This is a genomic window from Rothia sp. HC945, assembly GCF_051370785.1.
Taxonomy (GTDB): domain Bacteria; phylum Actinomycetota; class Actinomycetes; order Actinomycetales; family Micrococcaceae; genus Rothia.
The window spans coordinates 1,276,828-1,298,620 of the sequence record NZ_JBFCSN010000001.1; the positions used below are offsets into that span (position 1 = coordinate 1,276,828).

Below are 21,793 nucleotides of genomic sequence, written 5' to 3' on the forward strand. Positions count from 1 at the left end.
GAGACAGAGCGAGGTAATCAGTGTCCACAGACTTCCACCGCAATGAACGTGCCGCCAATCTCCCTGCGCGACTTTCCCGTTCGTGGTTGCTGACATCCGCCATCTCGTTGGAGTCCTACAAGACGAACTACGAGTCCGAAGCCGATTCCGTCATCCTCGACATGGAGGACGCCGTCCCGGCCGACCAGAAGGAACAGGCACGCAAGAACGTCGTCGAGGCGTTGGACAACGGAATGCGGGCCTGGGTCCGCATCAACGACATCAACACCGAGTTCTGGGAGGACGACCTCGCCGCCCTCTCCAAGGCCGAGGGCCTCCGCGGCATCGTGCTCGCCAAGACCGAGCACCCGCACCACGTGACCCGCACGGCCATGATGTCGCGCGCCGGTACGCCGGTCATCGCCCTGATCGAATCGGCGATCGGCATCGTCAACGCGGTCGACATCGCCAAGGCACCGGGTACGTTCCGTCTGGCCTTCGGCATGGGCGACTACCGCAAGGACACCGGCATCAGCAATGACCCGATGGCCCTCGCGTACCCGCGCTCCACGCTCGTGGTTGCATCCCGCGTGGGAGAACTGCCCGGCCCGATCGACGGACCAGCCAACGGTCTCGACGGCCAGGAGCTCCTCGACGCGAGCCGCCAGAGCGCCTCAATGGGCATGACGGGCAAGCTCACCCTCAACCCTGCCCAGACCGACACGATCAACCACGGCCTGGCGCCCTCCGAGGAAGAAATCTCGTGGGCCCGCGAAATGCTCGAGAGGGAAGAGGGCGGTGCCGTGCCCAAGGACGGCTCCTATCTCCCCCGTCTGGCGCGCGCCCGCAAGGTGTCCGAGCTCGCCCAGACCTACGGTATGTGGGGTCGCTGATCGAACGACGAGCCGCCCGGCCCGCTCCGGACGACGCCACACCAATGCCCCGGCTCCGAACTTCGGAGCCGGGGCATTGCGTTTTCCCTGACGTACGCCGCGCCGGGAGTTGGGTGAGTGCCGCGCCGGGTGGGGCGTTGGGCGTCCGGGCGAGGCGGTGGTTCCGGATGAGGTGGTGGTTCCGAGCGCGCCGGCAAATTCGGGTGGGGTTCGCGACGATCGCTCTGCGAGCCACCTGCGCTGCCCCCAGATCCCGCTTCAGACCCGCCTCAGATCCCGCGTTGCGAGGTGGTTGCCCGATGGGGTGCCGGATTCCCGCATGTGCGCGCCGTTGGCACCCCTGATTTCGCCCACGTGAGGTGGCGGTTACCCGATTGGGAGTCATTGGCCGGCCTCAGGTGGGGGTTAGAGAACCACGTATTGGGGGCAGATGCCTCTCAATCAGGCAACCGCCACCCAACAGCAGCTCGATACCGGCGGCGTCGTCGACAATCCCCTCCGGATCAGCACGAAACCGCCACCTCGATCCCGCGCCCCCTCGGCCGAACCGTTCAGGAGAGCCGGCCGTCCCGCATCGTGACGGTAGCGTCGACCGAGTCCAGCAGGCCGGTCTCGTGCGTAACCATCACGGTCGCGACGTCGAACTCCCGCGTGACCTCCCGCAGAAGGTCGACGATTTCTTGGGAGCGCTCGTGGTCCAGGGCGGAGGTGGGTTCGTCGGCCAGGAGCAGGGCCGGATCGCCCATGAGCGCCCGTGCGATGTTGACCCGCTGGCGCTGACCGCCCGAGAGCTGGTGGGGTCGCCGGTCCCCCACGCCCCCCAGGCCTACTCGCTCCAGGAGCGCGTCGGCGGCACGGGCCTTCTCCTTGAGCCGCGCGCCGCGCAGTCCGCGAATGTGCTCCGCGACCAGCAGCTGCTCCCGGGCCGTGAGCGAGGGAATGAGATTCGGCTGTTGGAAGACGACGCCGATCTGTTCCCTCCGCAACCCGGCCCGCGTCTTCTCCGACTGCCCCACGGCCTCGATCCCGTTGATCCGGACCGAACCGCTGGTCGGCTCGACGAGGGCGCCGGCGACCGCCAGAAGCGACGACTTTCCGGATCCGGATTCTCCGACGAGCGCGGTCATGGTTCCACGCTCCGCACGGAAGTCCACGGAATCCAGTGCCGTCACCGTCCGGGGCTTGCCGTCGGCGGTGGTTCCATCCGGGTACTCGAGAACGACCTCCCGAATTTCGAGAGCCGGACCCGTGCCACGGCCTGAGCGGCTTGATGTGGTTGCGTGTTCTGCGACGTGACTCATCATGATCAGTTGCCTCCTAGAGCAATGAGGGGATCGATTTTTGCGACCTTGCGTACTGCGACGAGGGAGCCGAGCATCCCGAGCACCCAGATCCCGGCGGCGGGCAAGAGGGTTGTTCCCGCGCTGAGCTCGAAGGGGACCCCATTCTGGGCCAACCAGCCGAGTCCGGCGCCGAGCCCGAGCCCGAGGACCGCTCCGACGGCAAGCACGATGCCCGCCTGACCGACCGCGTCCTTGACCAGGTACCGTCCGCCGGCGCCGAGGGCTCGAAGGATCGCGATGTCACGCGTCCGCTGAATGGTCCACACCGTCAGGAACGAGACGGTGACCAGGGCGGAGATGCCGTAGAGGAAGGCCTGCATGGTCAGCAACGACGAGTGCTCCGACGAATAGGCAGGCAGACCAGAGAAGGAGTCCTTGACCTTCGAGACCACGGTCCCGGATGTCTTGGCGGCGTCGTTCCAGGCATTCTTGTCCAGGTCTCCATTGAGGGCCATCGCGGTGCCGACGACGGCGTCGTCGCCCGTGGAGGGAACGTGCGCGATGCTCTGCCAGGCAGAGGTGTCGACCCAAGCGACCGGGCTGTGGCTGTAGTACTCGTCGGGGACCACGCCGCTGACCGTGAACTTCTGGCCCGAGATGCTCACCTCATCGCCGACACCGGCACCTTGGTCGTCAGCGATCGATTGGGACACGACGACGTCGCCCTGCCCGGGATCGGCCGAGCCCTCGATGGCCTCGCCGGCTGCGTGTCCCACGACGTCCGACTCGTCCGGGACACCGACGACGGCCACGCCCGCGGAGCTGTCCGCGGCGAGCTGGGTCTGGGTGAATCCGACCGGGACGGCGGAATCGACACCGTCGGTTTGCTTCCACTTCGAGGCCTGGGACTCGGTGATCTGCGAAGCGGCGAAATCGACTTTGGCGTCCTTGCCGGCATCTCCGGAGCTCTCGGAGTCTCCGGAGGCGGGGGCGCCGAAGGCGAACCGGTCGGGATTGATCGAGGTGAGGGCCGAGGTGTTCTGGGATGCCAGACCACCTGTGAGACCCGTGAGCATGACCAGGAGGAGCGTGATCAGACCGACCACGGACCCGATCAGGGCGAACCTCCCCTTGGCGTAGAAAACGTCTCTGATACCGACGAACATCGCGGTTCCTTTCCTGTGAATTTCGTTGGTACCAACTCTTCCGGGCCTGCCTCGCGCGCACATCGCAAGGATGGATGAACCTTCGATCAACCATTCGGTTGATGCCCCTCGACCGACTCGCCGCTAGGCTGATTCCTGTGAGTTCAGCCCAAACCCTCGAGCCTCGAGACGCCCCGAGCCGCGTTCTGCAGACTCTGCGCATCGCCTTGCACGTGATGTTCGCGTTCCTTCTGGGCTTCGGCCTGATTCGCTATCTCGTCGGCAGCTCCGACACCCCGAACCCGGCCCCCAAGATCTGCGCGGTGGCCACCGTGCTCCTGATGGGGGCGGTGTATCTCATCGGCACCGTCTGGGAGAACCGATACGCCCGGGCGCTGCGCTCGGGACGAGTTACCACGGCGTCGAACCCCCGACGATTCGCGGGCTGGTGGCTGACCTGCGTGACGCTCGCCTGGATCGCGCTCCTCCTCATTTCGGCAAACTTCGTGTGGGTCGTCTTTCCCCTGATGTTCCTGTACCTCCACTTGCTCCGGCTGTGGCGTGGGGTGATTGCGGTCGGGATCCTGTGGGTCCTCTCCTCGTTCGTACCCCTGTGGCAGCTCGCGAGCGCGGATCAGCTGGACCGCTTTTCCCCGGGGTCCTTCCTCGGCCCCCTCCTGGGTGCTGGCCTCGCGATCGTGATTTCGACGGCGTACCGCGCACTGCACCACGAGGCGCTCCACCACCAGCGTGTCGCGGAGGCACTGCGCATGGCCCAGGCCGAACTCGCCGAGAAGGAACACCAGGCCGGACGCATGGAGGAGCGGGACAGGCTTGCCCGCGAAATCCACGACACGGTCGCACAAGGTCTGTCCTCGATCGTCCTCATGTCACGAGCAGCCTCCGCGAGTCTCACCGGTGGACGACTCGACGAGGTCGGCTCCCGGATCAGCACGATTCAGGAAACCGCCTCGGACAATCTCGAGGAGGCAAGGCGCTTTGTGAGGGACTTGTCCTCTCCCGCGTTGGGACGGTCCTTGGTCTCTGCGCTCGGATCCGCGTGCGAACGGACGCAGGGACGGGCGGCTGCCGAAGGCGGAGAGTTGCGTTGCACCCTGCGCACGGAGGGCGCCGACCCTTCCGGACTTCCCGAGACGGTGGCCTCGGCCCTGTTGCGCGCGGCCCAGGAGGCCCTGGCCAACGTGGTCAAGCACTCCCGGGCGGACATTGCCGTGGTCACCCTGGCGGTATGGGACGCCGAAGTCGCTCTGGACGTCTACGACGACGGCCGCGGTTTCGACACCGCCTCCTCCGCATCTTCCGCGTCCTCCGCCTCCGGGGCGGACAACGCAAAAACCGAGGGCGGCGTCGGCGGCGGTTACGGTCTCCTGGGTCTGCGCCGTCGCCTCGAAACGCTGGGCGGGAGCCTCTCCGTCGATTCGGCGCCGGGCGAAGGAACCGTGGTGGGTGTCCGCATCCCGCTGACCTCGGCCCCAACCACCTCGACCCCAACGGCCTCGGCCCCAACCACCTCGGATGAGGGAGGAGAGCAATGACATCCCAGATCAAGGTTCTTTTGGTGGACGACCACCCGGTGGTCCGGGCCGGATTGCGTGCTCTTCTGGACGGATTCGAGGAGGTCGTGGTCGTGGCCGAGGCCGGCGACGGCGGGTCCGCGCTGCGGATCGCCGAATCCCACGCCGGGACCGAGAGCTCGATCGACCTGGTGGTGATGGACATTCAGATGCCGGACATGGACGGCATCACCGCCACGGCAAAATTCAAGGAGAAGCAGGGGCCTCCCGTACTGATTCTGACCACGTACGACACTCAGGCCGATATCGTCGCGGCCGTCCGCGCCGGAGCACTGGGGTATCTCCTCAAGGATGCGCCCCCGGAAACCCTGCGACGCGCCGTCGTCGATACTGCGGCCGGCAAGAGCACTCTGGCCCCGGAGGTCAGCGCGGCCCTCCTGGCCAGCATGCAGAAGCCCGAGCAGAGGCTCTCCGACCGAGAGACCGAGATTCTGCGCCTGTTGGCCACGGGGCTGAGCAACCGAGAACTCTCCAAGAAGCTGTTCATCTCGGAGGCGACGGTCAAGACCCACTTGGTGCACATCTACGACAAGCTCGAGGTCGAAAACCGCACCGCCGCAATTTCGAAGGCGCGCCAGAACAAACTGATCTAGACCCTCGCGGATGCGCGTTGCGGAAGATGGCGGGCCGTCGCCGCCGCGGCTTCAGGCCGGATTCCTCGGGGCTCCCGCAGGGCGACTCCCCGTGGGGCTACTCCCCGTCGTGGTCGCCGCCGTGCGCCTCGTTACTCGGCGCACCATCCTGCCCGTCGTTCTGTCGCTGCTCATGGAGGGCCTTCCTTCGTTCGTATTCCCTCTTGAGACGCTGACGCGGATCGCTCTGCGAGCTGCCCTGGGCCGGACCGACGAAGATCAGGAGAGTCCTGACAGCCCGGTTCTTGAGACGGAACATGAACGTGAACTCGTCATCGCGCGAAGAATCGGTCATCGGAACCCCTCCATTAGTTTGTACACAAATTCATTGTACGCAAACTATATGCTGGGTCGGAACCGCTTAGAATTTATTTCGGCCGACATGGAACCGGTCGTCATCAGAACAGGGAGCGCGAGGAATGGATCAAGAAGAATTTCCGGCCGAGGAGGACCCGCTAGCCCTCGAAAGCCAGGTCTGCTTCGCCATTTCCTTGGCGTCACGGAGCGTGATCGCGGCATACCGACCCGTGCTCGAACCGTTGAATCTGACTCACCCGCAGTACCTGGTCATGCTCGCCCTCTGGCAGCGCTCCCCGGCGTCGGTCAAGGATCTGGGCGAGCGGCTGAGCATCGACTCGGGGACCCTGTCGCCTCTGCTCAAACGCTTGCAGGCCCAGGGGTACATCACCCGCGAACGCAACGGGTCGGACAACCGTTCGCTGGATATCGCGCTGACCCCGAGTGGGCGGAGCCTACGCCGCGAAGCGGAGAAGATACCGGGCATCATGATGGAAAGACTCGGGATGGACAAGCAAGAGCTCCAGGCACTGCACGCGTCGATGATGAAGGTCGTAGACCACGTGCGCCATCAGCAGTAACCCACCGGCTCGGCCCGCCGAACGACGACGCTGGGCCGCCGCGGGACGACAGCACTCCCGCACGCCTCAATCTCCCGGGCCGCTCCCCACAGAGACCGCGAGCGATCACCGGCGTCCTCAGAAACTTCCCGTGGCTCCCCCACCGCTGAATCCGGCGCCCCCACCGAAGGATGTCCCGCTCGACACACTCCCACTCGAGGGGTGCGTTCCTGATCCCGAATAGAGTGTCGGCGACGCCGCATAGAGAGGCAACCACGCGCCAAAGGAGGACGCGTATTGGGTGAAAACCTGGGGGTCGTCCTTCGGGTCGAGCTCTTCGCCGTTCTTCCTCGCCTCTTCGCGGCGACGTTCCCGTTCGTCTTCGTCCCCGGGTCGCCGCGGATGGTTGAACCTGTACGTCCGAAACGCTTTGCGGGTCTCCGGGTCGACCTCCGCGCCAGGATTCTCCCTCAAGTATTCGCTGATTTCGCGGTCAGCCTTCCGATACATCCTGCGTTTGCTGTACCGATAGAGCAGGGCGACGATGAGGAGCAGGAAGAGGATCGTTCCCAGAGCAAGGTATATCGCATTCTTTTCCCAGAACCCTTGCTCCTTGCCCGGGGAAGAGATCCCCTGGACGTCGTCGTAGATGGCCCGGGTCGCATCCGAAAGGCCCTGAACGTAGTGGTCATCCTCGAGGGCAGGCTCCAGGACGTCTTCGGTGACGGTCGAGGCGTCGTCGTCCGTGAAGGTTTCGCGAGCGCCGTCGGCAACCTCGATGCGTGTGACCCTGTCATCGGTATCGACCGCAATGAGAATACCGTTGTCCTTGTCCTTGTCCCCGATTCCCCATTGTTCGGCGGCGTCTCTCGTCCAGTCCTCCCAATCGCCGTCGACACCGTCGATCGTCAGGATCGCCACACGGGCGCCGTCAGTGTGCGCATTGCGTTCGTCGATCCGTTGGTTCAGAGCCCGTTCATCATCGTCGTTGAGCACGTCCGCCTGGTCGAGAACATTGCCGTGGGCGGGCGGATCCGGTATTGCCGTCCTGTCCCCGCCGCACGCGGACAGACAAAAGGTGGCAAGAGACAGAAAGACGGCGCCGATGAGCGCACGAGACCTTGTCATGGTGGTTCCCTCGAGGTCGATGCGGAATGGGCGACACCAATTTTAGGCGATATCCCGCCTCAACCAGGCGTTATCCACAGCAACCCGGAGAGGTGGCTAGGCGGCAGAGATGCCGCCGTCGCTCGACCATTTCTCCGGTGGGGCGCCCGAACCCTGGGCCAGGCGGAGAATCCTTGCAGCCTCGGCCACCTGTTCCTCAACGGTGACGACGCGCCGCTCCACGGACTCCGTCTTGGAACAACCACCCGCGCAAGCGCCGTCGCACCGCATCATGGCAAGGGCTTCCGCGCAGAGGGCGAGGGAGTTTCCGGCCTTGGACAAGGCGCGATGGAGATCCGCGTAATGGCCGTCCGGCGAGGCGGGCACGTCGGTCGACTCGCTCGGCGCAAGACGGTGCGCCCCGGCCGCGACGGCGCGGACCTCGGGAAGAAGATCGGCGAGTCTGTTGGCGGAAGGAATCAGGGATTCGAGCGAGGTCTCGTCGTCCACACGCTCGAGAATCTGGTGGAAGCGATCGAGGCCACGGCGGAAACGATCATGGGCACGGCGCCAGACGCCCTGCCCCATGTCGGCAGAATCGCGTCTTCCTTGGACGAAGTCCTTGAGTCCCACGGCCCCTCCTCTCGCGCGCCTCAGTCACCGGGTTAGGTGTACCTCACCAGAATACAGGACCGGCGACTTATTGACACCCTGTCACTTCAAGGAGTGATATCCAATCCCTCGCCGCACATGCCCAGACCATTCACAGACCACCTCGCTATAACGCGCGCTGCCACGCAATCCGTGCAGGCCGGATGCGGGGGATTCCCAGTGAAACGCAACGCGGCGTCATACAGCGAACCTTCTTCATCCCTCAAGGAATTTTCCAGCACTGCCCGGTCGTTGAGCTGTCAGACCAATGGCTCCCCAGACCCCGAAAGGTGTGCACGACTATGGCTGGTTTCACGACCCGCACCATTCATGCGCTCGAAGGCATCCATCAGGGTGCCGTGACGCCGCCGATCCACGCGGCGTCGACGTTCCTCCAGCCCACCGAGGGCGGCGAGGGAGAATACGAGTACCAACGCGGCGGGAACCCCACGCGCGACGATGCCCAGCGGACGCTCGCGACCCTCGAGAACGCAGGACACAGCTACTTGTTTGCGACCGGTATGGCCGCGACCGCCGCGGCCCTGGGAACCCTCCACGCGGGCGATACCGTGCTCATGTCCCTGCCGGTCTATGGCGGAAACTACCGTTTCGCGACCATCGAATTGCCGAAGCGCGGGGTGGAACACCGTTTCGTCCCGGATCCCAACGCGCTCACCGACGAGGACTTCGACGACTCTGTGGCCATGGTCTTCCTCGAGACGCCCGCGAACCCGACCCTGCGCGTGGCCGATATCCGTCGCGCGGCCGATCTGGCGCACCGGCATGGGGCACTGCTGGTCGTCGACAACACGTTCCTGACCCCTTACCTGCAGCGTCCGCTCGAACTCGGTGCCGACATCACGGTGCAGTCGGCCACCAAGTACCTGGCCGGACACGGTGACCTGTTGGGTGGTGTCGCCTCGACCGACGACGACGCCCTCGCCGAGGAGCTGTTCAAAGCCCAGCTGATTTCGGGCGGGGTCCTCTCCCCGATCGACTCGTACCGCCTGATCCAGAACGTCAAGACCTTGGCCCTGCGCATGGATCGGCAGCAGGACAATGCCCGCCGCATCATTGATGCATTGCACGACCACCCGGCGGTGTCCCGGATCCATACACCCGGTTCGTTCAGCACCGAAGAATCCGAGATCCAGGAGAAGCAGGCGGACGGCCCCGGCGCTGTCTTCTCGATGGAAATCGCGGAAGGCAAGGACATCCGTGCGTTCCTGGGTGCGCTCCGAGTTTTCGGCTTCGCCGTGAGCCTTGGTGGAATCGAATCCTTGCTGTGCCTCCCCGCGAGCATGACTCAGGGCGCATACTCGGAGGAAGACCTCGCGACGGCGGAGATTCCGGATCATCTGGTTCGCGTTGCGGTGGGCATCGAGGACCCGGAGGACCTGGTCTCCGATCTCATCGGCGCCCTGGATGCCGCGTGAGGCCGGAAGGAAGACGATGACTGCTCTACCCACTCGTCGCCACGCGCTGGGGCTCGTCGGCCTGGGCGCTTTCGGAGCGCTCGTGGCCGCGTGCTCCTCGGATGAGTCGAGCGATGACGCCGCGACGTCAGGAACCGGCCTCCAGAGCATCCAGGACAAGGGCAAGCTTCGAATAGGCATGGAAGGGACCTTCCGCCCGTACGGCTACCACGACGGCGGACAGCTCGTCGGCTTCGAGAAGGAGATCGGGGACCTGATCGCCGCCGACCTCGGCGTCGAGCCCCAGTACGTCGAGACGCAGTGGGACTCGCTCATCGCGGGCGTGGACGCCGGTCGCTACGACATCATCATCAACAACATCTCGGCGACGAGCGAGCGCAAGAAGAAATTCGACTTCTCGGTCCCCTATGCCGAGAGTCGAGGCAAGGTCGGCGTCGCGAAGGACTCGAAGCTCACGTCCACCGACGAGATCCGCGGACACTCCGCCGCGCAGACAGAGACCTCGAATTTCGGCCAGCAGATGGCCGGTGAGGGCGCGACCCTGGTACCCGTGACCAGTTTCGACGAAGCCGCCATGTTGGTCTCCTTCGGGCGCGTGGACATGACCGGGAACGATTTCGTGACCTTCCAGGCGTTCTTCGACCAGCGCCCGGACCACAACCTTCGCCTTCTGGATGGCGACCTGGGCGAACCGTCCCAGGCCGCCGTCCTGATGGGCAAGGGCCAGACGCAGCTCAAACAGGCCATCGATGATTCTCTGAAGAAACACATCGACGCCGGCGACCTCAAGAAGATCTACGAGAAGTACGTCCGAACCGACCTGACTCCCCAGCCCTCCACCTCGTGAGCGAAGCGAAATCATGAACGAAACTCTGAATCTCTGGGCACAGTCACTGCCCCAGTTGCTGATGGCGACGATCAAGGTCACCATCCCGCTGAGCATCATCGCCTTCGTCCTGGCCCTCGTCGTCGCTGTCATCGCGACCGCGATGCGCATGGGCCGGATAAGGGTCCTGCAGTGGATCTCTCGGTTCTACGTCTGGCTGTTCCGCGGGACGCCGATCCTCGTGCAACTGTTCATCATCTTCTACGGCCTGCCCGCGATCGGAATCACGCTCTCGGCCTGGACCTCCGCGATCATCGCCTTCACCTTCAATACGGGTGCCTACGCGGCCGAGACGCTCCGTGCCTCGGTCCAGTCCATCCCACGGGGTCAGCTCGAGGCGGCCAAGACCTTGAACCTGACCAGCTGGCAGACCCTGCGCCACGTCGTCGCCCCACAGGCGATGAGGATCGCGCTCCCGCCCCTCGGCAATGACCTGATCGACCTGGTCAAGGGCACGTCGCTGGTCATGGTCATCACCCTGTCCGATGTTTTCCAGGTCGGCCGCCAGATCGCGGCAACGAATTTCCAGCCGCTGACGCTCTACATCGAGGTTGCGGTGATTTACCTCGTGATTTTCACGGTTCTGTCCCTGATTCAGGGCAGGGTCGAGAAGGCCTCGTCGCGCTACATCAGGAGCACCAATGCTTGAGTTGAAGAATGTGTCCAAGTCCTTCGGGGACAACACCGTGCTGGACGGCGTGGACCTGCAAGTCCGCGAGGGAGAGACGACCGTGATCCTCGGCCCCTCGGGGTCGGGCAAATCGACCCTTCTGCGCGTGATGGACCTGCTCGAGGTGCCCGAATCGGGATCGCTGCGCATCAATGAGGACGAGGCCGAATTCGGGTCGACCTTGCCTGATTCCCGGATCCGGTCGATCCGCAAGCATTCGGCCATGGTGTTCCAGGGCTACAACCTGTTCCCCAATCAGTCGGTGCTGAAGAATGTCTCCCTGCCGCCGGTTCTGAATGGGAAACTCTCCGCCGCCGAGGCCGAGTCCCGGGCCAAGGAATTGCTCGGGAAGGTCGGGTTGGGCGATCGGCTCAACGAGTACCCGGACAACCTCTCGGGCGGCCAGCAACAGCGTGTCGCGATCGCCCGGGTCCTGGCCATCGCGCCCGACTACCTCCTGTTCGACGAACCGACCTCGGCTCTCGACCCGGAGCTGGAGGCGGAGGTCATCAGGGTTCTGGTTGATCTGGCGGAGGAAAAGCGCTCACTCGTGGTGGTCACGCACAACATCCAGTTCGCGAAGAAGGTCGCGGATCGCGTCCTGTTCCTCGACGACGGTTCCATCGGTTTCGACGGCTCCCCCGACGAATTCTTCGGATCCTCCAACGAGCGGATCCGGCGGTACCTCACGACCTTCGAGGTCGGCTAGCCTCTCGAGGCGTCCGGCCAGCCGGACGCCTCGAGAGACCGCTCAGGCCGCCATCCGAGGAGCGCCTAGCAACACCTGGCGCCGGGGTTGGCCTCCTGGTGATCCGTCAACGAACGCCAATATTCCTTCTCCGACATGGGCGGTTCCGAGCACCCGTGCCGGCGCTGGTAGTCGAGATAGCGCTCGTACTTGTCCGCCCCCAGGACGCCGGATGCAAACCGTACGAACCCGGACCGACGAATCCTCGTGACCAGGTGATGTGCTGCGGACATGGTGTTCGCTCCTTTCCGCGGGCTATCGCTCGGACGCCCCGGCCGATGCTGGCTCCTTGGACCGGGACCGGTAATCCGACCATTCCTTCTCGAGCGCCCGTTCCGCCGGTGTCGCCACGAGCCCTGCAGGGGCGTAGAACGCCGACTCGACGAAGGGGTCTTCGTGGTCCCGGCCTCGTGTGCCGTTGATGGCCCGGATCGTGACGATCAGGGCGGTCACGACGACGATCAGCGTCAGCACCACGAACAACACGGACAAGGTCCCCTGAACGAACGTATTGCGGACGACCGCCTCGATCTCGGCGGGAGACTTGGCGGTGCCGAACTTCTCGGCCCCCGAGTCCAAGGCGTTCTTCGCCGCGGAGTAGTTGGCCCAGTAGCCGACCTTCGGGTCGCTCGAGAAGATCTTCATCCAGGAACCGGTCACAGTCACGACGACGTCGAAGGCCAACGGCAGGGCGATGATCCACAGGTATTTGAATCGACCCTTCTGCGCGGCGATGGCCAGGCAGACGGCGAGACCGACCGCGGCCAGCAACTGGTTCGCGATGCCGAACAACGGGTAGAAGGTGTTGATGCCGCCCAGCGGGTCCGTGACACCGAGAATCAGGATCGATCCCCAACCCGCGACCATGATCGCCGTCGTCAACCACGCGCCGACCCTCCAATGGGGGTCACGAAACTTCGGAATGAAGTTGCCCAGGGTGTCCGAGAGCATGAAACGCGAGACTCGGGTGCCGGCGTCGACCGCGGTCAGAATGAACAGGGCCTCGAACATGATCGCGAAGTGGTACCAGAAGCTCATGAGGTTGAGCGATGGGATCATCGAGTGCATGATGCCGGCCATGCCGACAGCAAGCGTGGGGGCACCGCCGGTCCGAGAAACGATCGTGTGCTCTCCCACCCCTTGGGCGGTCGCCGAAAGCTGATCCGGGGAAACATCCACACCGGTGAGACCCAACGAATTCACGAAGGCCGCCGCGCCTTCCACGGTTCCGCCGGTCGATCCGGGGCCCGCGTTCATCGCGAAGTAGATCCCCCGGTCCACGGTGATGGCTGCCACGAGGGCCATGATCGCCACGAAGGACTCCATGCACATGCCGCCGTAGCCGATGAATCGGGTCTGGCGTTCTTTCTCGACCATCTTCGGCGTCGTGCCGGATGCGATCAGGGCGTGGAACCCGGAGAGGGCACCACAGGCGATCGTCACAAACAGGAACGGGAACAGCGAGCCTGAAAACACCGGACCGTCAGACCGGGAGGCGAACTCGCTGAAGGCCGGCACGGAGATCTCCGGGCGAACCACGATGATTCCGACAGCGAGCAGAATGATCGTCCCTACCTTCATGAAAGTCGAGAGGTAGTCACGCGGCGCGAGCAACAACCAGACCGGCAGGATCGCCGCGATGAAACCGTAGACGATGACGAACCATGCCAGGCTCACGCGGTCGAGGGTGAAGAGCTGAATTCCGAGCTCGGTGTGCCCGACCCAGCCACCGACGATGATCGAGGCGAGCAGCAGCACGAACCCGATCACGGAGACCTCCATGACCTTCCCCGGCCTGATGTAGCGCAGGTAGACGCCCATGAAGAGAGCAATCGGGATGGTCATTCCGACCGAGAACACGCCCCAGGGAGACTCGCCCAGAGCGTTCACCACCACGAGCGCCAGGATCGCGGTAATGATGATCATGATGGCCAACGTGGCCACGATCGCCGCATAGCCGCCGACGACGCCGAGTTCCTCCCGAGCCATTTGGCCCAGGGACCGGCCGCCACGACGCATCGAGAAGAACAGCACCAGGTAGTCCTGGACGGCACCGGCGAGAATCACGCCGGCAATGATCCAAATGGTTCCCGGCAGGTACCCCATCTGCGCGGCAAGAACCGGACCGACCAGGGGGCCGGCACCCGCGATGGCCGCGAAGTGGTGTCCGTAGAGGACCCGGCGGTCGGTCGGCATGTAGTCCTTGCCGTCCTCGTTGTACTCCGCTGGGGTCGCGCGCCTGTCATTGGGTTTGAGGAGCTTGTTCTCGATGTATTTCGAGTAGAAGCGGTAGCCGATGAAGTAGCTGCACACCGCCGCGAAGACGAACCAGATTCCGTTGACCGTCTCGCCCCTGACCAGAGCGACCATGACCCAGCTGAACCCGCCGACGAGGGCGATCAGCACCCACACCACGATCTTCTTCCACGTCCAGGTCGAATGTTCCTTCTCCAGGACGTCCGGGTCCACGTGGTTGGCCGGGTGTTCGTCGGCGGGTTCCGGGGGTCTTTCGACCGACTGAGCAGATGCGCTGCTACCCATCGTGAGCCTCCATTGCCTCGATGTCTGAGTGATGTATGCGACTCAGATCATCATGGCACATGGCTGAGGCCACAATTTATTTATTTCAATTCATCACCAAGACGGTTTTGCCGAGCTGTTCTCCCGAGTCGAAGTACTCGTGCGCGGCCTGGACATCGTCGAGCGCAAAGCGGCGCTCGACGACCGGGTCGATGAGGCCGTCCGCGATCATCCGCCACACCGTGCCGGCCATGTCGCGCAGGATCTCCCCTTTTCGCTCCGAGGTACGACCACGCAACGTGGTTCCCCGAACCGTGGCACGCTTCGACATGAGGGTCGCCAGATTCAACTCGCCGGACGGTCCGCCCTGGACGGCGATCACGGTCAGCAGACCGTTGAGGCCGAGCGAGGCCACGTTGTCCTCCAGGTACTTGCCGCCGACGACGTCGAGGATCGCCCGCACCCCTTCGCCGTCTGTCTCCTTCTCGATGATCTCCGCGAAATTCTGCTCGCGGTAGTTGATGATCTCGAGGTTTCCCAGGCGGCGGGGCTTGGTCTTCTGGGCGTTGGCTTCCTCCTGCCGGGAGGCCAGGTCGCGAACCCAGTCCGCCTTGGCCTCGCTCCCGACCGTGGTGAACACGTGGTAGCCGAGGGCGCGGCACAGCTGCACGGCATGGGCCCCGATGCCGCCGGTTCCCCCGTGGACGAGCACCGACTGCTCGCCGTCCTTCTGCTCCGGACCGTTCGCTTTGAGGCCTCCGGGCCCGAACAGGTTGGACCAGACGGTCGCGCCGACCTCCGGGAGGGCCGCGGCGTCGGCCAGGTCGACTCCCGCGGGGGCGGGGAGAACCTGTGCGTGGTTGACCACGACCCGGGTCGAGTACCCTCCCCCGGCCAACAGCGCGACAACCTTGTGGCCTTCCTTGAGGAAGGAGGTTCGGGCGGCCTCATCGCCCAGCTGGACAACCGTCCCGGACACCTCCAGTCCGTAAACGTTCGAGGCACCCTCTGGCGGCGGGTACTTGCCCTTCCGCTGTATGGTGTCGGCCCTGTTCAGCCCGGCACCGCTCACATCGATCAACACATCGTCCGGGCCCACCTCTGGCGTCGGCTCCTCGGTGATGCGGAGCGCCTCCGGTCCACCGTGTTCGTTCTCGACGACGGCCTTCATCCTGTACCTGCCTTCCAACGGAGTCGAAACCTTGGACATGCCACAACGGCGATGTAGTATTGGCAATCGCGTCGCGGATCGCTCGCCAGTCTAGGCGGGCAACCTGAACGCAGGGAAGCTTGTCCGAGCGGCCTAAGGAGCCGGTCTTGAAAACCGGTGTGCGGCAACCCCGCACCATGGGTTCAAATCCCATAGCTTCCGCAGTACAAGGACCCCCCCCCGGTTCGTTGCACAAGCAGCGGTCCGGGGGCTTCCTCGCTCGAATACCGATGCCGGCGCAGGTCGAGAGGCGCAGCAACGTAGTCGTTGCCCTCTCTCCGACGCGGCCAGGGTCTCAAGAAAGTGCCGAGCGGGTTCGACAATCGTCCTTGCGTCACCGAGATCCCGGCCCTTCAGCCGCTTTCCGTTTCATGAGGCACGGCAGCGTACGTCCGCAGTCGAAGAGGAATCGCTTATGAGTCAGATAGCGCCTGACCGCATCTCGAAGGCGGATCGAATCCTCGTCCTGGGCCTCTCTGGATGCGGCAAATCCACCGCGACACGTCGGCTGGCTTGTGTGATCTCCGCACGACCTTTCGACTTTGACGACCATGTCCTCTGGGCACCGGCCTGCGACGGAGCCTGGACTCACCGGAGTCCGGCAGAACAGCGGCAACGGGCCCGATCCATCGCCACTCATCGTCGCTGGGTTCTGGCGGGTTTGGGGAGCGAATGCGCAGATGTGCTCCTGCCTCGAACAGACCTCATTGTCTATCTCGCCTATCCTCACCGGGTGACGCTGAGTCGTTTACTCCGGCGCACTCTGCGTCGCGTGCTCTTCCAGGAGGAAGCCTGCAACGGCAACCGGGAGTCCTTGTGGCGGCTGTTCACCCGGGACTCAATCATCGGCTGGTGGTGGCAGACTCGGAACAGATCCCGAACCGAAATCCCTCAGTACGACGCCGACCCAGCGGCCCCAGCAATGGTCGTGGTACATCATCCCCGAGAATTGAATCGCTTGGCAGAGGTCCTCGCCGCGACCTCACCCAACGAAGCAACCATGTCCGACGAATCCTGACCCTACGAAAGTCAGTTCATCATGAGCACCAGCCCCACCAACCCGGCACATGACCATCTGCTCCAGACAACGTGCGCTATCGTCGGCGGTGGCCCGGCGGGCATGGTCCTGGGGCTCTTGTTGGCCCGCGCAGGCATTGAGGTCACGGTGTTGGAAAAGCACGCGGATTTTCTGCGTGATTTCCGGGGCGACACGGTCCATCCGACCACCCTGACCCTCTTGGACGACCTCGGGCTCTTCGACCGTTTCGATCGCCTCCCCCAGTCGCATATCTCCCAGGTGAAGGTCCCAGCCGAGGACGGTGCCGAGGTTGTGGTCGGGGACTTGACGAGACTGCCCGTGCGTCACCGCTATATAGCTATGGTCCCGCAATGGGATCTGCTCAACCTCATTTCCGAAGCCGCCTCGCACGAACCGCGGTTCACCCTGCTCACCGAGCACGAGGTCACGGGAACCGTACGCGAGGGAGAACGCGTCATAGGAGTCGATTTCACCGAGCCGCAAGGCAACGGTCGACTACTGGCAGACCTGACTGTCGCCTGTGACGGCCGATGGTCCGCTGTTCGTGCGTCGGTCGACCTTCCGACCAAAGAGTTGCCCGTGGATTTCGACGTCTGGTGGTACCGCATCACGACGGAACGGAACATCGGGGAAGCTCTTCTGCCACGCACCCACAACGGACACGCGGTGATTGCAATCCCCCGCCGCGGATACGTCCAAGTCGCACAATTGGGCCGCAAGGGAACCGACAGCAGCATCCGTGCAAGGGGCATAGAGGTTTTCCGCGCCGAAACTGCGGATCTGCTGTCCGATGTCACGGGAGACGTCTCCAGCATCGAGTCGATGGACGACGTGAAGCATCTCGATGTGCGCGTGGATCGTCTTCGACGGTGGCATGCCCCGGGCGTCTTGTGCATCGGCGACGCTGCTCACGCCATGTCTCCGGTCGGTGGAGTCGGCATCAATCTCGCCGTACAGGATGCGGTGGCCGCGGCCCGGCTGCTCGCCGGGCCACTTCGCCAGGGGAAACTTCTGCGGGTTCACGGAGACCGAATACTCGCGCGCGTTCGCCGGAGAAGGCTGGTGGCCACGGTGCTCACCCAGAATGTGCAACGACTCATGCACGCCAAGATCGTCATGCCGGTGCTGAACGGAATGGAAATCCGGGTTCCGAAGTTCCTCAAGGTCCTCCTCAGACGTTTCCCGTCCGTGACGGCTCTCCCGGCCTACATCGTCGGGATAGGCGTCCGCCCCGAGAAGGTACCTACCTGGGCTCGGCGAGAGGACTTCTGAACCGAGGGCAGCTGCAATGACCGGGGAATCGATGGTTGTACCACCGGATACTCACCAGGCACAGATCCCACGCTCTCTCAGAAGGCTTCGACCCGCGCGTCACCAGCACATCGTCACCACCTCATCACCGTAGGGCCCGCCGGTCCGCCGTCTGACCCTGGCTGACGAATCAGAACCCTTGGGCCACGCGGTAGTAAACGGAGTTCCAGCGAAGAGTCTCCTCGAACCTGTTCACGGTAGTGTCCGCATCGATCTCCGCGAGTTCAACCTGAGCGATTTTGGCAAAATCTCGCCAAGCATCCAGGTCAACCTGCGTCGAAAGCACCGTGTGGTGGGCCGCACCGGCCTCCAACCAGCAGCTGACCGACGTCGGGAAATCCGGTTGGGGCTGCCATACCGCGCTGGCCACGGGCAAGTTCGGCATCTCTTCGTCGGGCTGGATGACATCGACGACATTGGCAGTGAGCCTGAACCGATCCCGAAGGTTGGACATCGGACGTTCGAGCGGGGTCGCCTCGTCGTTCAACTGGATCGGCTCCTTTGCGGTTGGTTTGCTCTTCCCGATCATGACGGCATCCATGCCACAAGAAGCCGTGTTCGCGATTTTCGGAGTCGTCTGCATCCTCGGGGTGCTGTTCGTGAAGTTCTTCGTCCCGGAGACACGAGGCCGCACATTGGAAGACATCGAGACCAACTCGATGCCGGTCCAACAGATCCGTCAGGAACAGGCGACGTTGATCAACGACTTCGACAGGACGGAAGAGACCGCCTCGGACCAGTCTCGTCCGTGACGTTCTTCGGCCGAGTAAGGACCGAGAGCGCGCCATGGCAGCATCCCGCTCCCGGTCCTTGCTCAGACCATCGTCGCGCAGGACAGGCGCGCAACGTGCAGAACGACTGTCCGGGGTCAGTTGGTCTGGACAAGCCCCATACCGCGGCCGGTTCACCGCCGCGAGGAAGACTTCTCTGAGCGTTCAGGAACGCTCAAGCAAGTTCGCGGATCAGACGCCTCGAAGTCGAGAGCCCCATTTCGATGGCCCCGTCCACGACGACGCCGCGCCACCCCTTGGCCCAGTCGGCTCCGGCGAAACGCAAGCGGGTCCCGGTCTCGCGGAAATGATGCCACCCATGGGTGAATTGTCCTTTCTTGAGTGTCGCCCACGCCTGTCCGCTCCAGGTGTCTGCGACCCAGTCGTGCCCGGTGCAGTCGACGACCTCGAGATCCGGCCTCCATTGGTCGACAATCCTCTGACCTGATTCTGGGTCCCCCAGCTCGACCCGGTCGTGCTGGGACCCGAAGCACACGCAGATCGTGTCCCCGTCCGGCAGGAAGTATTCGCTGCGTAGGAGAGCTCCCGTCGAGGGCGTCGGTGCGTACCCGAAAATATTGTGGTGGCCCTTGATCTTGATCCACATCTTGAATCCGGTCGAGTTCCACTTTTCCTCGAGCACGGACCTCATTCCGGCCGGGAGAGCGGGCTCGAAATCGATGTTCCCCAGTGCCCCCACCGGCACGGTGACGATCACGGCATCGCACGAGATGGTCTCCCCGTTCTCCAGAGTCACCGTGGCCCCCGATTCGTTGTGGCGGATCGCGCTGACCGGCGTGTTCATCCGCACCGGGCAGAACAGGTCGTCGGCGATGTTCTGGTAGATGCCCTTCATCCCGTTCGTGAGCTTGAATCGGAGCGTCTGGTCGTCCATGAGTGACTGGCGGTGATCCGAGAGAGCAGCCCATTGCTTGGCCATGAGCGAGGACCCTCGATTCGGATCACCGATGTACCCGGCCGACCAGTAGGAGTCGCACAGATCTATCTCTTCCTGAGTGAAGTCCCCCTCCCGAAGGATGTCCAGGACGCTGGTCCGATCCGCGGCGAGGAACCGTTCGCGCACCTCATCGGGCCCGGCGAAGTCGTCGGACAGCACGTGCAACGGATCGTGGGGATTGGGGAAGAATTCCCTGGACCCCTCGAAGATCGTGCTCATGGCTCGCGTCATCAGGCCATCGATATCCTCCTCTGTGCCCGAACGGACTTCGCCACCGGTGACCCAGTAGGCCTGATCTGCGAACGGACTCGGGTAGATGCCTTGGTCGTACCGCGTGATCTCGCTCCACACGTGCGGTTGCATCCAATGGACCCAGGTCGCGCCCATTTCGAGGGTGTGCCCCATGCGTTCGTCGGTCCAGGCTCGCCCGCCGACGCGGTCGCGTGCCTCCACGACGTCGACGTCGAACCCCACGGTTTGGAGCTCGCGGGCCGCCACCAAACCGGAGAAACCGGCCCCGACGACGACGATATGCGGGTTGCTCATGAGAGTGTCCTATCCTGCGATGTGTTGGTGTGAGAAGGATGGGGGTCGGCGGGACGCTGCGGGACGGCGTCGATGCCCTTGGTCGCGAGCCCCGCGTCGGGGCGCCGACGGAGGAGGATTTCGCCCCAGACGAGCCCGAAGACGCCCGACGCGATGATGATTCCCGGCATGACGAACACCAGTGCCGAAGGCTGGTCCGATCCGATCATCAGGTCGAAGTTGAGCAGGATGAGCGCCGCCACCGTGCCCAGCCCGACGGCGGCAAGGGCAGGGGCGACCCAGCGCGTGATCACGCCGTGGCCCTTGGGGTGGCGCACGAACCAGGCGAGAATCGCGACGGAGGTGACGGCCAAGAGGAAGACGAGACCGAAGGCGGCCGCGTTGGTCAGCCAGGTGAAGAGCGTGACGATGGGGAACATTTTTCCGAGTGAAGACCCCGCACCGACCGAGGCGAAGCCGACGACGACGATCAGCGCCAGGACCGATTGCGTCACGGACCCGGCCACCGGCGCACCGGTGGCCCCCGAGGAGGCCAGTTTGTGCGGCAGGACCCCCGACCGGCCGAGCGCGAAGAAGTACCTCGCCGCGGCGTTGTGGAAAGCAATGAGGGCGGCCAAGATGCTGGTGATGAAAAGGAGGTTCGCGCATTCGGATAGCGCGGGCGAGATGCTTGCCAACCACACGAACAACAGGTCGGGGCCGAGCTCCGAGGACTGCTCGTTGATTGCACCGGGACCCACGCCCATGGCCAGGGTCCACGCAGAGAAGGCATAGAACACCGCGATCACGCCGACCGCGATGAAGGTGGCCCGGGAGACGGTTCGGCGCGGATCCTTGGCCTCTTCCGAGTAGATCGCCCCGGATTCGAATCCCATGAATGCGGCGACGCCGAAGGCCAGGAGGACGCCGACCCCTTGGGTGAAGAAGTCGCCCGGACGCAGGGCCTCGAGGGACACGCCGTCCGGAGCCGTCCGGAGCCCGAGCACACCCACCACGATCACGATCAGGAATTCCAGGCTGACCAGCACACCCAGCACTTTTGCCGAGAGGTCCACGCTGTGAGTGCCCAACACCCCCCACGAGGACCCAGCCCAGGAGTGCGGCAACCCACCAAGGCACCGACACTCCGATCCATGCACTGAGAACGGTCGCCAGCGAGAACCCGAACAAACCGTACAAACCGATCTGCATCATGTTGTAGGCCACGAGTGCCAGGACGGCGGCGCCGATACCCTGCCTCCCGCCCAGCCCCTCGGTGATGTAGGCGTAGAACGCACCGGCGTTCTGGATGTGTCCGCTCATGGCGCCGTAACCGATGGCGAAGAGCATCAGGAGGATTCCGAGCACCACGTAGGTCACGGGAACACCGAGCCGACCGGACACGGCGAAGCTCGTCGGGACGCCGCCGGCCAGAACGGTCAGCGGCGCCGAGGCCGCGATGATCATGAAGACCAGGGAGCCGGTGGACAGGTGACGGGCGCTGAGCCCCGAGGTTTTCTCCGACATGAGAACCTTCCCAGGTGGTGAAAGCTGCACCATCCACTGTGCTCCACAACA

21 protein-coding genes, 1 tRNA gene and 1 pseudogene are annotated in these 21,793 nt (G+C 64.1%); 12 read left to right on the forward strand and 11 right to left on the reverse strand.

All coding sequences use genetic code 11. The features are described 5' to 3' along the window. The first annotated feature begins 20 nt into the window (after window positions 1-20). Window positions 21-872, forward strand: a complete 852-nt coding sequence (locus AB0Y14_RS05650; protein ID WP_436588220.1) for an HpcH/HpaI aldolase/citrate lyase family protein — start codon at window positions 21-23, stop codon at window positions 870-872. A 551-nt stretch (window positions 873-1,423) separates the two neighbouring features. Here AB0Y14_RS05650 and AB0Y14_RS05655 read toward each other — a convergent pair. Both AB0Y14_RS05655 and AB0Y14_RS05660 read right to left on the reverse strand, forming a co-directional pair. Continuing rightward, window positions 1,424-2,014 (reverse strand): annotated as a pseudogene (locus AB0Y14_RS05655) (ABC transporter ATP-binding protein); the annotation flags it as partial. A 164-nt stretch (window positions 2,015-2,178) separates the two neighbouring features. Then, a complete protein-coding gene (locus AB0Y14_RS05660) occupies window positions 2,179-3,321 on the reverse strand; it encodes an ABC transporter permease (protein WP_436588221.1) in 1,143 nt (380 codons plus the stop codon). A gap of 137 nt (window positions 3,322-3,458) precedes the next feature. Between AB0Y14_RS05660 and AB0Y14_RS05665 the strand changes: the two genes are divergently transcribed. Both AB0Y14_RS05665 and AB0Y14_RS05670 read left to right on the forward strand, forming a co-directional pair. Continuing rightward, entirely contained in the window at window positions 3,459-4,856 is a 1,398-nt protein-coding gene (locus tag AB0Y14_RS05665) for a sensor histidine kinase (RefSeq protein WP_436588222.1), read from the forward strand. Then, the gene (locus AB0Y14_RS05670) at window positions 4,853-5,488 is read left to right on the forward strand and encodes a response regulator (protein WP_436588223.1); all 636 of its coding nucleotides are present in this window, start codon (window positions 4,853-4,855) and stop codon (window positions 5,486-5,488) included. Before AB0Y14_RS05665 ends, AB0Y14_RS05670 begins: the two co-directional genes overlap by 4 nt. Before the next feature lie 97 nt (window positions 5,489-5,585). Here AB0Y14_RS05670 and AB0Y14_RS05675 read toward each other — a convergent pair whose 3' ends face one another. Further along, window positions 5,586-5,822 (reverse strand): hypothetical protein, encoded by a 237-nt coding sequence (locus tag AB0Y14_RS05675; protein WP_436588224.1) that lies wholly within the window; start codon window positions 5,820-5,822, stop codon window positions 5,586-5,588. A gap of 124 nt (window positions 5,823-5,946) precedes the next feature. Between AB0Y14_RS05675 and AB0Y14_RS05680 the strand changes: the two genes are divergently transcribed. After that, complete coding sequence (locus tag AB0Y14_RS05680) at window positions 5,947-6,405, forward strand: MarR family winged helix-turn-helix transcriptional regulator (protein WP_436588225.1); 459 nt, start codon at window positions 5,947-5,949, stop codon at window positions 6,403-6,405. A 117-nt stretch (window positions 6,406-6,522) separates the two neighbouring features. Here AB0Y14_RS05680 and AB0Y14_RS05685 read toward each other — a convergent pair whose 3' ends face one another. Both AB0Y14_RS05685 and AB0Y14_RS05690 read right to left on the reverse strand, forming a co-directional pair. After that, entirely contained in the window at window positions 6,523-7,512 is a 990-nt protein-coding gene (locus AB0Y14_RS05685; RefSeq protein ID WP_436588226.1) for a TPM domain-containing protein, read from the reverse strand. 96 nt (window positions 7,513-7,608) lie between these two features. After that, window positions 7,609-8,124 (reverse strand): dehydrogenase, encoded by a 516-nt coding sequence (locus AB0Y14_RS05690; protein ID WP_436588227.1) that lies wholly within the window; start codon window positions 8,122-8,124, stop codon window positions 7,609-7,611. A gap of 320 nt (window positions 8,125-8,444) precedes the next feature. Between AB0Y14_RS05690 and AB0Y14_RS05695 the strand changes: the two genes are divergently transcribed. The 4 genes from AB0Y14_RS05695 to AB0Y14_RS05710 are packed head-to-tail and all read left to right on the forward strand — an operon-like array spanning window position 8,445 to window position 11,843. Further along, window positions 8,445-9,578, forward strand: coding sequence for a trans-sulfuration enzyme family protein (locus AB0Y14_RS05695; protein WP_436588228.1), 1,134 nt, complete (start codon window positions 8,445-8,447; stop codon window positions 9,576-9,578). Window positions 9,579-9,594: 16 nt separating this feature from the next. Next, window positions 9,595-10,425 (forward strand): transporter substrate-binding domain-containing protein, encoded by an 831-nt coding sequence (locus AB0Y14_RS05700; protein ID WP_436588229.1) that lies wholly within the window; start codon window positions 9,595-9,597, stop codon window positions 10,423-10,425. A 13-nt stretch (window positions 10,426-10,438) separates the two neighbouring features. Continuing rightward, window positions 10,439-11,113, forward strand: coding sequence for an amino acid ABC transporter permease (locus AB0Y14_RS05705; RefSeq protein ID WP_436588230.1), 675 nt, complete (start codon window positions 10,439-10,441; stop codon window positions 11,111-11,113). After that, window positions 11,106-11,843: an amino acid ABC transporter ATP-binding protein gene (locus AB0Y14_RS05710; protein WP_436588231.1), complete on the forward strand. Its 738-nt coding sequence runs from the start codon at window positions 11,106-11,108 to the stop codon at window positions 11,841-11,843. Before AB0Y14_RS05705 ends, AB0Y14_RS05710 begins: the two co-directional genes overlap by 8 nt. 65 nt (window positions 11,844-11,908) lie before the next feature. Here AB0Y14_RS05710 and AB0Y14_RS05715 read toward each other — a convergent pair whose 3' ends face one another. From AB0Y14_RS05715 to AB0Y14_RS05725, 3 genes are all read right to left on the reverse strand, one after another. Next, window positions 11,909-12,115: a YbdD/YjiX family protein gene (locus tag AB0Y14_RS05715; protein ID WP_436588232.1), complete on the reverse strand. Its 207-nt coding sequence runs from the start codon at window positions 12,113-12,115 to the stop codon at window positions 11,909-11,911. Window positions 12,116-12,137: 22 nt separating this feature from the next. Next, window positions 12,138-14,423 (reverse strand): carbon starvation CstA family protein, encoded by a 2,286-nt coding sequence (locus AB0Y14_RS05720; RefSeq protein ID WP_436588233.1) that lies wholly within the window; start codon window positions 14,421-14,423, stop codon window positions 12,138-12,140. Window positions 14,424-14,508: 85 nt separating this feature from the next. Continuing rightward, window positions 14,509-15,573: an NAD(P)H-quinone oxidoreductase gene (locus tag AB0Y14_RS05725; RefSeq protein ID WP_436588832.1), complete on the reverse strand. Its 1,065-nt coding sequence runs from the start codon at window positions 15,571-15,573 to the stop codon at window positions 14,509-14,511. 113 nt (window positions 15,574-15,686) lie between these two features. Here AB0Y14_RS05725 and AB0Y14_RS05730 point away from each other — a divergent pair. The 3 genes from AB0Y14_RS05730 (at window position 15,687) to AB0Y14_RS05740 (ending at window position 17,923) form a co-directional block, all read left to right on the forward strand. Continuing rightward, window positions 15,687-15,774: transfer RNA gene (locus tag AB0Y14_RS05730), tRNA-Ser, on the forward strand. Window positions 15,775-16,345: 571 nt separating this feature from the next. Further along, window positions 16,346-16,630, forward strand: a complete 285-nt coding sequence (locus AB0Y14_RS05735; RefSeq protein WP_436588234.1) for a hypothetical protein — start codon at window positions 16,346-16,348, stop codon at window positions 16,628-16,630. Window positions 16,631-16,651: 21 nt separating this feature from the next. Then, window positions 16,652-17,923 (forward strand): FAD-dependent oxidoreductase, encoded by a 1,272-nt coding sequence (locus AB0Y14_RS05740; protein ID WP_436588235.1) that lies wholly within the window; start codon window positions 16,652-16,654, stop codon window positions 17,921-17,923. A gap of 169 nt (window positions 17,924-18,092) precedes the next feature. Here AB0Y14_RS05740 and AB0Y14_RS05745 read toward each other — a convergent pair whose 3' ends face one another. Then, window positions 18,093-18,491: a hypothetical protein gene (locus tag AB0Y14_RS05745; RefSeq protein WP_436588236.1), complete on the reverse strand. Its 399-nt coding sequence runs from the start codon at window positions 18,489-18,491 to the stop codon at window positions 18,093-18,095. Here AB0Y14_RS05745 and AB0Y14_RS05750 point away from each other — a divergent pair. Next, window positions 18,385-18,714 (forward strand): MFS transporter, encoded by a 330-nt coding sequence (locus AB0Y14_RS05750; RefSeq protein WP_436588237.1) that lies wholly within the window; start codon window positions 18,385-18,387, stop codon window positions 18,712-18,714. The genes AB0Y14_RS05745 and AB0Y14_RS05750 overlap by 107 nt on opposite strands. A 193-nt stretch (window positions 18,715-18,907) precedes the next feature. Here AB0Y14_RS05750 and AB0Y14_RS05755 read toward each other — a convergent pair whose 3' ends face one another. Together AB0Y14_RS05755 and AB0Y14_RS05760 are read right to left on the reverse strand one after the other, a co-directional pair. Then, window positions 18,908-20,236, reverse strand: coding sequence for an NAD(P)/FAD-dependent oxidoreductase (locus AB0Y14_RS05755; protein WP_436588238.1), 1,329 nt, complete (start codon window positions 20,234-20,236; stop codon window positions 18,908-18,910). After that, a complete protein-coding gene (locus AB0Y14_RS05760) occupies window positions 20,233-21,306 on the reverse strand; it encodes an APC family permease (protein WP_436588239.1) in 1,074 nt (357 codons plus the stop codon). The genes AB0Y14_RS05755 and AB0Y14_RS05760 overlap by 4 nt, the downstream gene beginning before the upstream one ends. Window positions 21,307-21,793 lie beyond the last annotated feature (487 nt).

What these genes read in the sequence shown, in the direction of transcription:
- AB0Y14_RS05755 (WP_436588238.1), bottom strand. Translation starts at nt 20,236, where the DNA reads ATGAGCAACCCGCATATCGTCGTCGTCGGGGCCGGTTTCTCCGGTTTG.
- AB0Y14_RS05680 (WP_436588225.1), top strand. Translation starts at nt 5,947, where the DNA reads ATGGATCAAGAAGAATTTCCGGCCGAGGAGGACCCGCTAGCCCTCGAA.
- AB0Y14_RS05740 (WP_436588235.1), top strand. Translation starts at nt 16,652, where the DNA reads ATGAGCACCAGCCCCACCAACCCGGCACATGACCATCTGCTCCAGACA.
- AB0Y14_RS05660 (WP_436588221.1), bottom strand. Translation starts at nt 3,321, where the DNA reads ATGTTCGTCGGTATCAGAGACGTTTTCTACGCCAAGGGGAGGTTCGCC.
- AB0Y14_RS05715 (WP_436588232.1), bottom strand. Translation starts at nt 12,115, where the DNA reads ATGTCCGCAGCACATCACCTGGTCACGAGGATTCGTCGGTCCGGGTTC.
- AB0Y14_RS05670 (WP_436588223.1), top strand. Translation starts at nt 4,853, where the DNA reads ATGACATCCCAGATCAAGGTTCTTTTGGTGGACGACCACCCGGTGGTC.
- AB0Y14_RS05700 (WP_436588229.1), top strand. Translation starts at nt 9,595, where the DNA reads ATGACTGCTCTACCCACTCGTCGCCACGCGCTGGGGCTCGTCGGCCTG.
- AB0Y14_RS05685 (WP_436588226.1), bottom strand. Translation starts at nt 7,512, where the DNA reads ATGACAAGGTCTCGTGCGCTCATCGGCGCCGTCTTTCTGTCTCTTGCC.
- AB0Y14_RS05710 (WP_436588231.1), top strand. Translation starts at nt 11,106, where the DNA reads ATGCTTGAGTTGAAGAATGTGTCCAAGTCCTTCGGGGACAACACCGTG.
- AB0Y14_RS05745 (WP_436588236.1), bottom strand. Translation starts at nt 18,491, where the DNA reads ATGATCGGGAAGAGCAAACCAACCGCAAAGGAGCCGATCCAGTTGAAC.
- AB0Y14_RS05675 (WP_436588224.1), bottom strand. Translation starts at nt 5,822, where the DNA reads ATGACCGATTCTTCGCGCGATGACGAGTTCACGTTCATGTTCCGTCTC.
- AB0Y14_RS05695 (WP_436588228.1), top strand. Translation starts at nt 8,445, where the DNA reads ATGGCTGGTTTCACGACCCGCACCATTCATGCGCTCGAAGGCATCCAT.
- AB0Y14_RS05705 (WP_436588230.1), top strand. Translation starts at nt 10,439, where the DNA reads ATGAACGAAACTCTGAATCTCTGGGCACAGTCACTGCCCCAGTTGCTG.
- AB0Y14_RS05720 (WP_436588233.1), bottom strand. Translation starts at nt 14,423, where the DNA reads ATGGGTAGCAGCGCATCTGCTCAGTCGGTCGAAAGACCCCCGGAACCC.
- AB0Y14_RS05725 (WP_436588832.1), bottom strand. Translation starts at nt 15,573, where the DNA reads ATGAAGGCCGTCGTCGAGAACGAACACGGTGGACCGGAGGCGCTCCGC.